This is a genomic window from Afipia birgiae 34632, assembly GCF_000308295.2.
In the GTDB taxonomy this organism is placed as follows: Bacteria; Pseudomonadota; Alphaproteobacteria; order Rhizobiales; family Xanthobacteraceae; genus Afipia; species Afipia birgiae.
This window is the reverse complement of record NZ_HG326652.1, coordinates 843,034-858,371: the sequence shown is the minus strand read 5'-3', so window position 1 is coordinate 858,371 and position 15,338 is coordinate 843,034. Positions and strand designations below refer to the sequence as shown.

The 15,338-nt window shown below is 59.8% G+C and carries 14 protein-coding genes; 9 read left to right on the top strand and 5 right to left on the bottom strand.

Translation table 11 applies throughout. From position 1 onward, the window contains the following. The first annotated feature begins 28 nt into the window (after positions 1-28). Positions 29-613 (top strand): CoA-binding protein, encoded by a 585-nt coding sequence (locus BN32_RS04165; RefSeq protein ID WP_019196852.1) that lies wholly within the window; start codon positions 29-31, stop codon positions 611-613. A gap of 157 nt (positions 614-770) precedes the next feature. Then, a complete protein-coding gene (locus BN32_RS04160; protein ID WP_019196851.1) occupies positions 771-2,051 on the top strand; it encodes an O-acetylhomoserine aminocarboxypropyltransferase in 1,281 nt (426 codons plus the stop codon). Between the two features lie 93 nt (positions 2,052-2,144). Here BN32_RS04160 and BN32_RS04155 read toward each other — a convergent pair whose 3' ends face one another. Both BN32_RS04155 and BN32_RS04150 read right to left on the bottom strand, forming a co-directional pair. Continuing rightward, positions 2,145-3,083: an FTR1 family iron permease gene (locus tag BN32_RS04155; protein WP_283805248.1), complete on the bottom strand. Its 939-nt coding sequence runs from the start codon at positions 3,081-3,083 to the stop codon at positions 2,145-2,147. 41 nt (positions 3,084-3,124) lie between these two features. Then, positions 3,125-4,183 carry a COX15/CtaA family protein gene (locus tag BN32_RS04150; RefSeq protein ID WP_019196849.1) on the bottom strand — a complete coding sequence of 353 codons (1,059 nt, stop codon included), beginning with the start codon at positions 4,181-4,183 and terminating at the stop codon, positions 3,125-3,127. 141 nt (positions 4,184-4,324) lie between these two features. Between BN32_RS04150 and BN32_RS04145 the strand changes: the two genes are divergently transcribed. Continuing rightward, positions 4,325-4,537 carry a DUF2842 domain-containing protein gene (locus BN32_RS04145; RefSeq protein WP_019196848.1) on the top strand — a complete coding sequence of 71 codons (213 nt, stop codon included), beginning with the start codon at positions 4,325-4,327 and terminating at the stop codon, positions 4,535-4,537. Here BN32_RS04145 and BN32_RS04140 read toward each other — a convergent pair. After that, positions 4,528-5,592, bottom strand: coding sequence for a polysaccharide deacetylase family protein (locus BN32_RS04140; RefSeq protein ID WP_040425432.1), 1,065 nt, complete (start codon positions 5,590-5,592; stop codon positions 4,528-4,530). The genes BN32_RS04145 and BN32_RS04140 overlap by 10 nt on opposite strands. A 123-nt stretch (positions 5,593-5,715) precedes the next feature. Between BN32_RS04140 and BN32_RS04135 the strand changes: the two genes are divergently transcribed. Next, positions 5,716-6,912 carry a GNAT family N-acetyltransferase gene (locus tag BN32_RS04135; protein ID WP_019196846.1) on the top strand — a complete coding sequence of 399 codons (1,197 nt, stop codon included), beginning with the start codon at positions 5,716-5,718 and terminating at the stop codon, positions 6,910-6,912. A gap of 21 nt (positions 6,913-6,933) precedes the next feature. Here the strand turns inward: BN32_RS04135 and BN32_RS04130 are convergent, their stop codons facing one another. Continuing rightward, entirely contained in the window at positions 6,934-9,096 is a 2,163-nt protein-coding gene (locus tag BN32_RS04130; protein WP_019196845.1) for a GumC family protein, read from the bottom strand. A gap of 196 nt (positions 9,097-9,292) precedes the next feature. Here BN32_RS04130 and BN32_RS04125 point away from each other — a divergent pair, with 196 nt between their 5' ends. From BN32_RS04125 to BN32_RS04105, 5 genes are all read left to right on the top strand, one after another. Continuing rightward, positions 9,293-9,949, top strand: coding sequence for a polysaccharide biosynthesis/export family protein (locus tag BN32_RS04125; RefSeq protein WP_019196844.1), 657 nt, complete (start codon positions 9,293-9,295; stop codon positions 9,947-9,949). A gap of 2 nt (positions 9,950-9,951) precedes the next feature. Then, on the top strand, positions 9,952-11,085 hold the full coding sequence (locus BN32_RS04120; RefSeq protein WP_019196843.1) for a glycosyltransferase family 4 protein: 1,134 nt from the start codon (positions 9,952-9,954) through the stop codon (positions 11,083-11,085). A 113-nt stretch (positions 11,086-11,198) separates the two neighbouring features. Next, complete coding sequence (locus tag BN32_RS04115) at positions 11,199-12,749, top strand: undecaprenyl-phosphate glucose phosphotransferase (RefSeq protein WP_019196842.1); 1,551 nt, start codon at positions 11,199-11,201, stop codon at positions 12,747-12,749. 92 nt (positions 12,750-12,841) lie between these two features. Next, positions 12,842-14,095: an O-antigen ligase family protein gene (locus BN32_RS04110; protein WP_019196841.1), complete on the top strand. Its 1,254-nt coding sequence runs from the start codon at positions 12,842-12,844 to the stop codon at positions 14,093-14,095. A 131-nt stretch (positions 14,096-14,226) separates the two neighbouring features. After that, positions 14,227-14,895 (top strand): DUF1236 domain-containing protein, encoded by a 669-nt coding sequence (locus BN32_RS04105; protein ID WP_040425958.1) that lies wholly within the window; start codon positions 14,227-14,229, stop codon positions 14,893-14,895. Between the two features lie 74 nt (positions 14,896-14,969). On the opposite strand, the gene BN32_RS27535 is transcribed toward BN32_RS04105, so the two are convergent. Continuing rightward, entirely contained in the window at positions 14,970-15,287 is a 318-nt protein-coding gene (locus BN32_RS27535) for a hypothetical protein (RefSeq protein WP_244438085.1), read from the bottom strand. Positions 15,288-15,338 lie beyond the last annotated feature (51 nt).

Genomic DNA, 15,338 nt, shown 5'->3' with positions numbered 1-15,338 from the left:
AGTCAGCCAGGGTAGTGAATTTACCAGAATGAACCACAACGTTTACGACGACAACTATATTCGTTCGATCCTGACCAGCGTGAAGTCGATCGCCATGGTCGGCGCTTCGCCGGTCAACGTGCGGCCGAGCTATTTCGCTTTCAAGTATCTGGTCGAACGCGGTTACGACATGATCCCGATCAATCCGGGTCAGGTCGGCAAGAGCCTTGTCGGGAAACCGTTCGTCGGATCGCTGAAAGACATCGGCCGCCCCGTCGACATGATCGACATCTTTCGCAATTCGGATGCCGCCGCGGCAATTGTCGATGATGCGTTGGCGCTGCCGGTATTGCCAAAAGTGATATGGATGCAGCTCGGCGTGCGCAACGACGCCGCCGCCGCGAAGGCGGAAGCCGCCGGCATCAAGGTGGTGATGAACCGCTGTCCGAAAATCGAGTACGCCCGCCTCACATCGGAGATCCAGTGGCTGGGCGTCAACTCGCGCACCATCAGCTCCAAGCGCGCCCCGATTCCCACCAGCAACATGCGGCTGTCACTCAACCGCAGCAGTGTGAGCGGCGGAGCGACAACAGCGGCCGACCGCGCCGCCAAGGACAAGAACGACCTGCCCTAGATCCGGCGTGCCACAGCACGTTCATTTCGGGCTAACTGCGAAAGCTTCAGGTTCATTGTCAGTTGAGGCCGATCGCCGCTGACGGCTTGACGGCGGACGCGTCCACCCGCAGCATATTTATCTCAACGCCCGTTCGCGGCGCTCAGAAGGACACCTCATGACGGAAAGATTGCCGGGCTTCTCCACGCTCTCCATTCACGCTGGCGCGCAGCCGGACCCCACCACAGGCGCGCGCGCGACGCCCATCTACCAGACCACTTCTTTTGTGTTCAACGATGCCGACCATGCGGCCTCGCTGTTCGGATTGCAGTCGTTCGGCAACATCTACACCCGCATCGGCAATCCGACCAATGCCGTCCTCGAAGAGCGCGTCGCCGCGCTCGAAGGCGGCACGGCTGCTGTTGCCGTTGCATCGGGACATGCCGCGCAGGTGGTCGTGTTTCAGACCTTGCTTCAGCCGGGTGACGAATTCATTGCGGGCCGCAGGCTTTACGGCGGCTCGATCAACCAGTTCAACCACGCATTCAAGAGCTTCGGCTGGAACGTGGTCTGGGCCGATACCGACGACGTTTCAACTTTCGAGAAAGCGCTGACGCCCAAGACAAAGGCGATCTTCATCGAGTCGATCGCCAATCCCGGTGGGACGATCACCGATATCGAAGCCATTGCCGCCATCGCGCGCAAGGCCGGCGTGCCGCTGATCGTCGACAACACGCTGGCGTCCCCCTACCTCATCAAGCCGATCGATCACGGGGCGGATATCGTGGTTCACTCGCTCACAAAATTCCTCGGCGGCCATGGCAACTCCATCGGCGGCATCATTGTAGATGCCGGCACGTTCGACTGGTCACGTGACGGCCGGTATCCGGTCCTAAGCGAACCGCGCCCCGAGTATCACGGCATCAAGCTGCAGGAGACGTTCGGTAACTTCGCCTTCGCCATCGCCGCTCGCGTTCTCGGCCTGCGCGATCTCGGCCCGGCGCTGTCGCCCTTCAACGCGTTCCTGATCCTCACCGGCATCGAAACGCTGGGCCTTCGCGTGCAAAGACACTCCGACAATGCCAAGGCAGTGGCTGAGTGGCTCTCCACGCATCCTGCCGTGGCATGGGTGAATTACGCGGGATTGCCCGGCGACCGCTATCACAACCTCGCGCGAAAATATTCACCGAAGGGCGCAGGCGCAGTTTTCACGTTCGGTCTTAAGGGCGGCTACGACGCAGGCATCAGCCTGGTTTCGAACGTCAAGCTATTCTCGCATCTGGCTAATGTCGGCGATACACGTTCGCTGATCATCCACCCTGCGTCGACCACGCACAGCCAGCTCAGCGATGCGCAAAAGGCGCAGGCTGGCGCAGGCGTCGATGTGGTGCGTTTGTCGGTCGGCCTCGAAGACAAGGAAGATCTGATTGCTGATCTTGACCAGGCTCTGAAGGCCTAACAGACCTCAAGCAGCCCTTAGAATGCAGAACGCGGCGCCGGGCATGGCGCCGCGTCTTTCAATGAAAGAGAGCAAAAGGGATTTCAGAAAAAATCAGGTCCTCGCCGTCTCCGCAGCGGCTTTTGCCTTGTCCTCGCGAGTCAGCCGGGCGTTACGCTGAACGACCGAGAAAGTCGCCAGCGCGAAAAGAATAACAAGAAGCTGTGCCGATACAGCTTCGAGAGTCGCGTTGAATCCAAAGGACTGGAGCCAGCCGAAACTCTTCAATTCAGTGACAGGTAAGAGACTTTGCTCCTGGAATTCCTGAATGGCTTCGCCGATGAACTTGATGCCCATCGCGAACAGAAACGCCGACGTAACGATGAACAACGGCCGAAGCGGAATTTTCTGGGCAACAAGGTTGATAAAGTAGAACAGCACCGCCAGGCCTGCGGTTGCTGCCGCAAGGCCTGCAAATAGACCAATGCTCCAGCCGCCCTCGGTCACCGCGAGCGCGTTGATGAAAAGCACCGTTTCGGCACCCTCACGAAACACTGCGAAGAAAGCGAGCGCACCGACGGCCCACGCGGTATCCTGCGCCAGCGCATTGTCGACCTTGGTGGCAAGGAACTCCTGCCAGCCGCGCGGATCCTGCTTCACCATCAGCCAGCCGCTGACGTAGAGCATCAATGCCGCTGCGAAAAGGATCACGACGCCTTCAAGGAAGTCATTGTGCTGGCCAGCGTTGAGGACTGCGAACAACCATGCCGTAATGATACTGGCGCCGACCGCCGCAAGCGCGCCGGCATAAAGCGCGGTTACGCGATGACCGCCACCGACCTTCCTGAGGTAACCCGCGAGCGCTGCGATCACGAGCATGGCCTCGAGTCCCTCACGCAGCAGAATGACGGCAGCCTGAACGAATGCGTTGGACATGAAAGACCTTCGACCCTTGTGGTGGCTCGTTCTATCGCGGTGAAAATTGAAGTTAAAGACCGCTTGAGCCGCACCAAATCGTGACCGGAGGTAGGAATCGAGGAAATGCCTCGTAATCCGAGGTTTCTGGCATTTCCACCATTTTAGAATAGTTCGATTCAGCCGCCATCGCCGGTGACAAGGCGAAGCTTGGCTGGCGTCCTGTCCGGCAGCGCCCCGCCCAGCCGCTCGACGTGAACCAGCGCCAGCGTGAGAACCACGATCGCGACGGCCTGGTGGGCCAACCCAAGATCGATCGGAACCTGATTAAGCAGCGTCAGGATGCCAACGACGGCTTGAAAGATCATGGTCGCCATGATCCAGAGCGCGCTCGAGATAATAGCGGGACCTGTGCGGGACCGAACCGCGTCGATCGCGTGGACGATTGCCAGAGCAACGAGTGCATAGGCGATCATGCGATGAGTGAATTGAACCGTCAGCGTGTTGTCGAAGAAGTTCCGCCACCATGGCTGCTCGAAGAACAATCGCGCGGCCGACGGGATAAACGCACCGTCAATCAGCGGCCATGTATTGAACACACGGCCTGCGCGCAGCCCGGCAACAAGCGCGCCGAAATAGAACTGCAGGAACAGCAGCGCCAGCAAAATCCTGCCGGTGACTTTCACCCGCATGGGAGCAACTGACGGCGGACGAACTTGCAACCGGCGCAACGTCCAGATGATTGCCGACAGGATCAGCACCGCCAGCATGAAATGTATGGCCAGCCGATACTGCGACACGGAGACACGTCCGGAGAGACCCGACGCCACCATCCACCAGCCCACCGCGCCCTGCGCGCCGCCAAGCACGAAGATGGTCCACAATCTGCGCTTGAGTTCAGACGACAGGAATCCGCGCCACAGGAACCAGAGAAATGGCAGCAGGAACACCGCGCCGATCAGCCGCCCCAACAGCCGGTGAGCCCACTCCCACCAGAAGATGGTCTTGAATTCGGCAAGACTCATTCCGTGGTTCATCTCCCGATACTGCGGAATAGTCTTGTAGGCCTCGAACTGTTTGCTCCATTCAGCATCCGTCAGCGGCGGAATGGTACCAGTGACCGGCTTCCACTCGACAATCGAGAGGCCGGATTCCGTCAGCCGCGTCGCACCACCGACCATGAGTGTGCAGACAACAAGAGCTGCGACAATGATCAGCCACGCGCGGACGCTCCGCATGCCGGCGGCCCTGCTCTCTGTGTCAGTTGCGATAGACGTCATGATCCGAAAATGCAGCCTTGAATGAATTCGCGCGGTCCTTATAGTCGCCGCACTCTTTCACGCAAGCCGCGCGTTTACAGCCACCAGCACAATCCTGTTATGACAATCCGCACACGAAAATTTATCGGAACCATCGGCCTTCTGGTGCTGGTCATTGTCTGGTCGCTGGCGGGCATGGCGATCGCCCAAACGCCCTGGCTGGCAGCATCGAAGCTGGCTCAGGCGATCTTCTATGTGGTCGCCGGTCTGGGCTGGGTCCTGCCCGCAATGCCGCTGATCGCATGGATGTCGCGGCCGGATCCTCAGCCATAGTTCGCGGCGAGTTCCGGCGTTTGCGTTTTGGGGGGCCTGCTGGTGAGGCCCGAAAGAACCACACGCAGCGCCCGGAGTGAGGTCCGCCGTCCATCCCACACGATCCGCGGCAGCGCCATCATGTCCGACTGGCCATCGGAGCGGACGACACCCGGTGCTCTGGATACCGCGCTGGTAAACCCCGCCTCCCGCGCCAGCATCATTTCGCGGGGACCGAAGCAATCCTGTCCGCCAAACGGATAGGCAAAATGCCGACAGGGCCCGTCAAGCGCGGTTTCCAGCACCGTCCGGCCCATGGTCATTTCCCGGAGCGCGATTGTGCCCTTTGTCCGTGCGAGGTTTGGATAGTTGACGGTCGCGCTTCCGATAGTCGCTTGCGGATCGCGCGCCAGCTTGGCGAGGTCCTGCCAGTTTATCGCCGCGTCGCGCGAGGCGGCATTGATGTCCACCCCGTAACGGCCGCACAGATCACCGATTGCAATCGCGACATCGTCCGGGGACAGGGTCATCATCCAGGCGTGCAGCACCTCGTAAAGCTGATACTTCTCCGCGAGGGTGGCGGCGAAGAAATGCCGTTCGATGCGATTCATCACCAGCCCGATCCGGGCGTTGCGCGCGATCACCTGTTCGAGCGCGAGCCACCACGCCTTGCCGATACCGTCGATGAAGCCGGTAGGAACATACAGTGCGAACGGTACGCGGTGACGCGATAGCACCGGATAGGCGAAGGTCATAAAATCGCGATGACCGCCATCGAATGTCAGGCACACGAAGCGACGCGCAACGGCAGCGTGCCGGGATCGTTCAGCGGCTTCGTCGATGGACAGGAAATCAAGATTCCAACGCCTGAGTACTGAGATCGCGCGATCGAGAAATTCGGGGGTAACGTCGCGCGACCGCAACGGCTGAAAAGGATCGGCGCGCTTCGGGCGGACGTGTTCGAATTTGAGGATGGCTCCGGCACCGCCAGTTCTTCGTTCGAGGATATGTGACAAACCGCTGAAATAGGCCAACTCCAGCCCCATATCTGCCAGTACACTCCTCCGAAACAACACTTGTTCATCCTTCTCACTGGCCGGTGCGGGCCACGTCCCTATTCTCATTACTCTTTGTTGACATTTCTTTGAATAAGGTCGGCCAGCCAAAATCTCAAAATACCCAAGAACTCAGGTCCCCTGATGGCCATGGCTGCAGAACTTCACGGCTCCGACACAAGCTCACCGTCGTATTCAGTGACAAGCCGCATCGCGCGCGTCGACATCATTCGCGACATGGCTGCGGCCAAAGTGAACTGGCGAGCTCTTGACGGGGATGATTTTCTCCATACCCCCTATCAGCGCTTCGAGCTTCTCGATGCCTGGCAGCAGAGCATTGGCAAACACGAAGGCGCCGTGCCCCTCATCGTCGTCGCATACGATGTGAATAGCCGGCCCCTCGTGTTGCTTCCGCTTGTCAGCAGCCGTGAGAACGGCGCAAAGGTGGCCCGCTTCATGGGCGGCAAGCATCCCACATTCAACATGGCGTTGTGGCGCCGCGACTTCGCGGAAACAATCTCTTCAACCGAACTCGACGCGCTGATCACCGCCATTCGGATGCAGCCGGATGGCGTCGACGTGCTGGCCTTCGCGCAGCAGCCAAAACAATGGCGAAACGTCGCGAACCCGCTGGCATCGCTAGCCGCGCAACCGTCGACCAATCCCTGCCCCATGATGACCATGGTTCCGGGGTGCAAGCCGGAAGAGCGCGTCAGCACATCGACGCGGCGGCGACTGCGCAACAAGGAGCGCAAACTCCAGGCCCTTCCGGGCTATCGCTACTTCGTCGCAACGACCGACGATGACATCAATCGTCTGCTGGACAGCTTCTTTGTCATCAAGCCGCAGCGGATGGCGCTTTCGAAATTGCCGGACATCTTTTCCGATCCGGCCACCAAGGCGTTCGTGCGTGACGCATGTTTGGCGAAACTTCCGAGCAGCGGACGCGCTATCGAACTTCACGCACTGGAATGCGACGCAGAACTGATTTCGATCTTCGCCTGCGTGGCGGACGGCGAGCGGTTTTCGACCATGTTCAACACGTATACGATCTCGGAAAATGCGCGCTACAGCCCCGGCCTGATCCTGCTGCGCTACATGATCGATCACTTCGGCGATCTCGGCTACAGTTCGCTCGATTTCGGCGTCGGGTCGGACGAGTACAAGATGACGTTCTGCAAGGACGACGAACCGCTAACGGACGCCTTTATTCCGTTGACCGCGCGAGGCAAGTTCGCGGCGCTTGGCATGTCGTCCCTCACCCACGCCAAACGACTCGTGAAACACAATCCCGCGCTGATGCAAATGGCGCAGCTGCTGCGCAACGCCCTCTCGCGCTAATCGAAATCTGGATATGGAAGCTCAGGCCGCAGCGACCCGTTCGCCCGGCGCACCGAGATCCATCGCCCTCAAGGGCGTATCGAGGATGGTCACACCGGTAAAGCCTGACGCGAGCAGTTGGCTTTTCATCACCTCACGCGCGGACGCTGTGATTTCCGGATCGGGGATGATGACAGCATGAGCCTGTGCAGCGATGACGCTTGCAGGCAAGTCTGTCGCAGTGCCAGCATCCAGCACGACATAATCATATGCCCGCGAGAGCGCATCGACCGCTAGGTTGATCCTCGGCAGCTGCAGCAATTGACGCTGGCTTGGTTCCTGCCCTGCTCCCACCAGATGAACACCGGACAGACGATCCTTGGTGATGATCTCGCTGAACGAGGCTGACCCCTGCATCAATTCAGTCAATCCGGGCGACGCCGGATCGGTTGACACCGCGGCTAGCGTCGGAGACGCCATCGCAAGATCGACCAGCACGACTTTCGACCCACGCGACAGCAGCCGTGCAAGCGTCAGCGCTATCAGCGTTACGCTTTCATCCTGGTGGGCGCCGATAACAGTGATCTTTCGAGTTGTCCCGCCACCCTGACGCAACATCGCGGCCAGACGTTCGATTTCGATAATGCCCGCCGGCATTTGCGGATGCGTGTCGCGTAAGGGCGCCATCGGGATCTGTACAGTTGCAGCCGGACGCGGCACCGTCATGCGCAGCAACTCACCCGTGGTGATATAACCGGCGCTCAACATCAGCATCGCCATGGTGGCGATCAGCACGGTCGGAAGCTTTTTCGGGAAAGCGGGTGTATTCGACACGATAGCCCGAGAAATGATCCTGCCGTCGGCCGGAGCTGCGTCAATGTTCTCGCGGGTTGTCGCCTCGCGATACTTCGCAAGATAAGATTCCAGCAGATCGCGCTGCGCCTTCGCTTCACGCTCATAGGCCCGCAACTGGACATCCTGGCCATTGGTGGACGTCGCCTGGCGCTTCAACTGGTCGAGGCTTCCATTAAGTCCATCCGCCCGCGCGCTCGCGATCCGGGCATCGTTCTCCAACGATCGGGAAATCTTGTTCGCCTCCTCCCGGATCTGGCGGTCGATATCCAGAATCTGCGCTTTCAGCTCCTTGATGCGCGGATGCCCACCGAGCAGCGTCGACGATTGCTCGGCCAGTTGCGCGCGAAGCGTCACGCGCTGTTCCGACAGACGGCGAACCAGCTCGGAATTGAGAACTTCGGATGCTTCGATCGGCTTGCCGCTCTGGAGCATTTCCCGGATCAGACGGGACTTCGATTCAGCGTCGGACTTCAGCGCGCGCGCATTGTTGAGCTGGGTGTTCAACTCGCCGAGTTGCTGGTTCGACAGCGTGGTGTTGTTGGTGCCGACGAAGAGATTGGATTTGGAGCGGAATTCCTCGACCCGCGCCTCGGCATCCGCGACCTTCTTGCGCAGGCTCTCGATCTCGACGAGCAGCCATTGCGAGGCAGCCTTCGCCTGATTCTGCCGCGCCGCCTGCTGAAGCACAAGATAGCCGTCGGCAATGGAGTTCGTGACACGCGCCGCGAGTTCCGGATCGCGCGACTGGAATTCGATCACCATCACGCGCGACTTGTCGATAGCGAAGGCCGCCAGCCGGTCGTAATACGCTTCGAGCACACGCTCTTCGGGCGTCATCCTGAAAGGATCGCGGCCGAGGCCGAACAGACCAAGAAGCGTCTTGAGCGGCGAAATGCCGCGCAGCACCGGATCAAATTCTGGCAGTTCGGCGAGTTTGTTCACCTTGATCACTTCGCGAGCAAGATCGCGCGACAGCAACAGCTGAACCTGACTGGTCACGGCTTCGGCATCGAGGCTGCCGCGCTCTTCGGAGCGCTCGCCATTCGGCCGCAGAAAGACGTTCTCCCGTCCATCGATCAGGATGCGCGCCTCCGACTTGTAGCGTGGCGTAATCATGTTGACGGCAAGCAGTGACAGCGCGAGCGCGAGCGCGGTGGGCACAATGATCCACATCCGCTTGCGGACCAGCGTTTCCCAGATCGCACGGAGATCGATGTCGCCAAGTTCGGGGCTGGCGGCGAGCGTCACAGGCGCAGGCGCAGCAATGACTGGCTCAGGAGTCGGCGCGACATCAGCCGTGGCCCGGAACGGCATCTTGCTCATCCAGTCACGCCAGAACGAAAAACGCATCGAACACTCTCCACCGAACGCTACTGCACTGAATCGAATGCTGGTCTTCTCCGACGCGATTACAGTCTATTAAGGTTGCTGCCGGGTTAATCGCAGCGATCGCGATCTTCGCTTTGGCTGCAACGCAGCACGCGCGTTACGCTTTATTAACCATAAAAGTCCTTAATCAGAATCGATACTTACTTGGATTTCCCCCATGCAGCGCAGCCGCGCGCGCCTCACTTGGCTCCTCCTCGCGCTCGTGGTGTCGGGCTGTATGCGGACGACTGCGCCGGTGGCGGTTATTGATAACGGCAGTCTCGATGCGATTGCCTATGGACCGGTCCAGCCAGTGCGCGCCGTAAGCGTGGCGACAACGCCGGCACCGCCTGTCTACAGCTACGCCGCCCATGACGAACCTTATCGCCTCGACGCCGGCGATCGGCTGCGCATCGTCGTGTATGGTCAGGAAGGCCTTACCAACACTTATGCCGTCGATGCAGGCGGCTCGATCACGATGCCGCTGATCGGCGCTGTGCGGGCGCGGGGTCTGACACCAAACGGACTGGCGGCCACGATCACGTCCCGCCTGAAGAACGGCTATCTCCGCGAACCTCACGTCGCAGCGGAGGTCGAAACCTACCGGCCATTCTTCATTTTGGGCGAAGTTGCCGCACCCGGCCAGTATCCGTATGTACCGAACATGACGGTTGAGAGCGCAGTCGCCATTGCGGGCGGCTTCACGCCGCGCGCTTTGCGAAGCAGCATCAAATTAACCCGGATAGGCGAAGCTGGTACCGCTCAGGCTGTTGTACCGCCTGGTACGCTCCTGAAACCCGGGGACACGGTCGTTGTCGCCGAACGCTGGTTCTGACGATGCCCGAAACACCCGACTCCCCGCTGCGCATTCTGCACGCTGTCCGCGCGCCCGTGGGTGGAATTTTCCGTCACATTCTGGATCTTGCCGTCGGACAAGCCGAGCGCGGGCATTCGGTCGGAATACTGGCTGACAGCCTCACGGGTGGCGGGCGAGCGGATGCCGCGCTGAAAGAGATCAGCCCCAAGCTCAAGCTCGGCGTGTATCGTCTCGCGATCCGCCGCGAGCCACACCCCATCGACAGCGTGACGTCCCTGCATTTCCTTCGCCTGGCCCGGTCACTCAAGCTGGATGTCCTGCACGGACATGGCGCGAAAGCCGGTGCCTTCGTGCGCATGAAAGGTAAATCGAAGAAGGCGATCCGGGTTTACACCCCGCACGGCGGGTCCCTCCACTACCCACCGGGAACACTCAAAGGCGCCGTCTATACGCGGATGGAACGCGCGCTGATGAACCGGACCGAGCTGTTTCTGTTTGAAAGCGCCTTCGCGCGCGACACCTATCAGCGCATTATCGGCAAACCTGCCGGCATGATCCGCTGCGTCTTCAACGGCGTGACCGCGTTCGAATTCGATCCGGTTCCGGTTTCGGAGGACGCGACAGATCTCATCTATGTTGGCGAATTCCGCGAGATCAAGGGCGCAGACCTGCTGATTCAGGCCGTTGCCCGGCTTCGGGCGGACGGGAAACCCATCACGCTGACACTCGCCGGCGATGGCGAGGAGACCGAAACCCTCAAGGCGCTCGTCAGCAGCCTCAACATCGGTGACGCCGTGCGGTTCATCGGCCACGTGAGGGCCCGCTTTGGCTTCTCCAAGGGCAAGCTGCTGGTCGTCCCCTCGCGGGGCGACTCGATGCCATACGTTGTCATCGAGGCGGCCGCCGCCGGTATCCCGATGATCGCCGCCAGTGTCGGCGGCATTCCGGAAATCCTTGGACCGCACACCAGCGGACTCTTCGTGGCTAACAGCATCGGTGCGATGGCGGACGCGATCGAGAGCGCGCTGGCAGACATGGACGCGACCCGCGAACGCGCCCGGAACCTGCGCGAACGCATCTTCGTCCACTTCTCGCAGAAGGCGATGGTCGATGGCGTGCTCAACGGGTATCGCGAGGCGTTCAACGCGCGTTAACCTATCCTTATTGAGATAACCAATTCTTCCGATTTGTTGGCTACGCAAGAGGCTGGGAACCTTGGTTCCTCCTGGCCTGTCGCTACATGACGGCATAGCAACGGAAATTTGCCGTGGAACCGATCGACGTCCGAACGATGATGAACGCTGCCCCGGGAGCAGCCACAATGAGCGCAGCCGATGGCGCGCCTCGGCAGGAACGCCGCAAAAGACTATCGCCAGCCGCGCTCGCGGTAACCAACGAAAAGGTCAGCAAGGCCTACTCGACCGTCGTCATCAGCGGTGTCGTCAGAATCCTGGATTTCGTGCTGTTGAGTGCAGTCGGGCTCGGATTGTATCTGTGGTACGTGATGCCCGGCGACAGTTTTTCCTGGCAGTACACAGCAGCTGTGTTCGGCGTCGCCGCGTGTGCGGTGATCAGCTTCCAGGCCGCTGAAATCTACGACGTACAAGTTTTCCGCGGCCAGCTTCGCCAGATGACGCGCATGGCATCGTCATGGGCATTCGTTTTCCTGCTGTTCATCGGCGCATCTTTTTTCGCGAAACTGGGCGGCACGATCTCCCGTGTCTGGCTCTCGGCGTTTTTCTTTGCCGGCTTGTCCGCGCTGTTTGCTGAACGGCTGGTGCTGCGTTCGCTGGTTCGCCGCTGGGCACGCGAGGGCCGGCTCGACCGGCGGACGATCATTGTCGGCTCCGACCAGAATGGTGAAAATCTGATCCGTGCGCTCAATGCGCAGGACGATTCCGATATTCAGATCCTCGGCGTGTTCGATGACCGTAACGATTCCCGCGCGCTGGAAACCTGCGCCGGTCAGCCGAAGCTCGGAAAAATCGACGACATTGTTGAATTCGCACGCCGCACGCGGATCGACCTGGTGCTGTTCGCCCTGCCCATTTCGGCTGAAACCCGCATTCTGGAAATGCTGAAGAAGCTGTGGGTGTTGCCCGTCGATATCCGGCTGTCAGCACACACAAACAAGCTGCGCTTTCGTCCGCGTTCCTATTCGTATCTCGGCGAGGTCCCGACCCTCGATGTGTTCGAGCAACCGATCACCGACTGGGACATGGTCTTGAAGTCGGCATTCGACCGCGTCGTCGGCGCGATCATCCTCATCCTGCTTGCGCCGATCATGGCGCTTGTCGCACTGGCGATCAAACTCGACAGTCCCGGTCCGGTACTCTTCCTGCAAAAGCGCTACGGCTTCAACAACGAGCGTATTGACGTTTACAAGTTTCGCTCGCTGTTTCACGATCAGGCGGATCCGCTGGCTTCCAAGGTCGTCACCAGGGGTGACAAGCGCGTCACCCGCGTCGGCCGCTTCATCCGCAAGACCAGCCTTGACGAGCTCCCGCAGCTTTTCAACGTTGTTTTCAAGGGGAACCTCTCGCTGGTCGGCCCGCGCCCGCATGCGGTGCAAGGCAAGCTGCAGAGCCGCCTGTTCGACGAGGCTGTCGATGGCTACTTCGCACGCCATCGCGTTAAACCCGGAATCACGGGATGGGCGCAGATCAACGGCTGGCGCGGTGAAGTGGACACCGACGAGAAGATCCAGAAGCGTGTCGAGTTCGACCTTTATTATATCGAGAACTGGTCGGTCCTGTTCGACCTCTACATCCTCTTCAAGACACCGTTCGCCCTGATCAAGGGGGAGAACGCATATTGAGCAAGATGTCGAATCGCACGACGCCAGCTTTCGACATCATACTCAAATCACTGAACTGACGCGCAGAAGGCGCGAAGAGGATTCCGGTTCGTATGGCTCTAGCCGCGACAGACTACGCCCTTCCCGCGACTGCGACGCCGCCCGGTATCGCGGCGATCCAGCGGGCGTTGATGTGGGCCGTTGGTGCCGGTGGAGCGATCGTATTCATCGAACCAAGTCCCTATGAGATCGTAACACTTGCCTCGGTGATCTTCTTCTTCGCCACCGGCCTGCGCATGCGTCCCGTCTTTATCCCGCTTCTAATCCTGCTATTCCTGCTGAACATCGGTTACACGATCTGTTCCATTTATTTGATTGACAAGAAAGAGGTGCTGAACTGGATTCTCACATCCTGGTACATGGCCGTCACCGCGCTGTTTTTCGCGATGGTTCTGTGCGAGGACACCGCCGAAAGGCTTGAATCCCTTCGCCGCGGACTGATCTTCGGGGCCCTGATCGCGTCCCTCGCCGCCATCGCCGGATACTTCCATCTCGCAGGGAGCGGCGGTTACGATCTCTTCACGCTGTACAGCCGCGCGCGAGGAACGTTCAAGGACCCCAACGTACTGGGTGCCTATTTGATCCTGCCAGCAATGTTCCTGCTGCAGAGCGTCGTCACCCAGCCTTTCGCCAAATCATTCCGGAGTGCGATCGCGTTGGGAATTGTCAGCCTTGCCGTGCTGCTCGCCTTCTCGCGCGCGTCCTGGGGCCAGTTGGTGGCCTGTTCGGCCTTCATGCTTGTCCTGATGTACCTCACGACACCTTCGCCGGCGCAAAGGACGCGCATCGTGACAGTGGCTATCGCAGCAACGATTTGCGCGACTTTGCTCCTTGTTGCGCTCCTGTCGTTCGAGTCCATCGGCGGTCTTTTCAAGGAACGGGCCAGCTTTAATCAAAGCTACGACGGCGGTCGCTTCGGCCGTTTCGGCCGCCACGCGCTCGGATTCCAGATGGCGCTCGAACTGCCGTTCGGGATCGGCCCCCTTCAATTCTCGAATTACTTTCCCGAGGACACCCATAACTCATTCCTGAACGCGTTCATGTCAGGCGGCTGGATCGCAGGTATCTGCTTCCCGGCGCTCGTGTTTATTACCATGATCATGGGGTTCAAGCTGGTCTTCGTCCGGGTGCCATGGCAGCGGGCTTATCTCGCGATCTTCGCCGCCTTCTTTGGCACCGTCAGCGAAGCCTTCATCATCGACGTCGACCATTGGCGTCACTTCTGGATGATGCTGGGAATTATGTGGGCGATGTTCGCGGCAGCGCATGCCCATACGTATCGCGCCCGAACGCCAGACCCTTTCTGATCTGCAAATAATCCGCGACTTTGCAGGGAATGTTCCACATGAACAGTTTGTTCACGCAACATCTCATTTTAGAGCGGAACAGAGCAGATCGCTTCTCGTTGAAGACCCGGGCAGACAACGAGGAGGATATTATGAGGAACAAGTTTTTGATTGGCGTTGCTACGGCTGCCCTGATCGGCAGTGCGGGATTTGTCTCGGCACAGACGCCGGGCAACGCACCGAACGCCCCTGCTGCATCGCAGGCCGCACCGTCAGCAGGCGCGCCTGCGGAAAGAGCCGCGCCAATGAAGCATGGCGATGCACCCGCCGGCGGCATGAAGGGCGATCAGGCTCAGATGCCGCGCGAGGGCCGCGACGCCCAACGCGCTCAGGACAATACCAAGGATGGCATGAAGCCGAAAGCCGCAGACACCCGCGATCAAAAGTCAGGCGGCAAAGCTGCGTCCGAGACCAACATGGACAGGTCGAAGGACGGCATGAAGGCCGACCAGAAGAATACCGGCGAAGGCAAGGCCGGAGCAACCACAGGTCAGGCTGGTGCCGGCGCGAAGCTGTCAGCAGAGCAGCGCACCACCATCCGCACGTCGATCACCAAGCAGAACATCAAGCCAGCGACGAATATCAACTTCTCGATCTCGGTCGGTACGCGAGTCCCACGAACAGTGGGCTTCCACCCGCTTCCCGCTGAAGTCGTCACGATCTATCCCGATTGGCGCGGATATGAGTTCTTCCTCGTCAACGGTGAAATCGTGGTCGTGAATCCGCGGACGCTTGAAATCGTAGCTGTGCTCGAAGCGTAGACGAAACAAGACGCACCTAAAGACAAAAGGGCCGGTCAAATGGACCGGCTCTTTTAAGACTTGATCTCCAAAATCTAGCGCAGCCTTCCGCGCGCAACGTCATAGCTCCAAGAGCGGCGTCCGCTGCTGAAAACCACCCGCCTGAACTGTAAGGCCTTGGCCTGTTCTGGAATCTTCGCTGTCTCGACCAATTGCATGGCCATCTGCCGGGTCATCTGTGGCGACACAAAGCGAACCGTACTGTTTCCACGGCCTGAAGCTGAAACCTGCATTCCGTCATCGCGCATCCGCTGCCCCATCTCATGCGCATAAAGCTCTCGGTTGGCGACGGCGGCGATCTGAAGGGATGGCTGAAGAATTGCGTATTGGATCATGCGCATGGCGTTGGCCATATCAAGCGCAGGCGCGTTTGCCGGATCAGCCGCAGCGGCCATTTGAAGGCG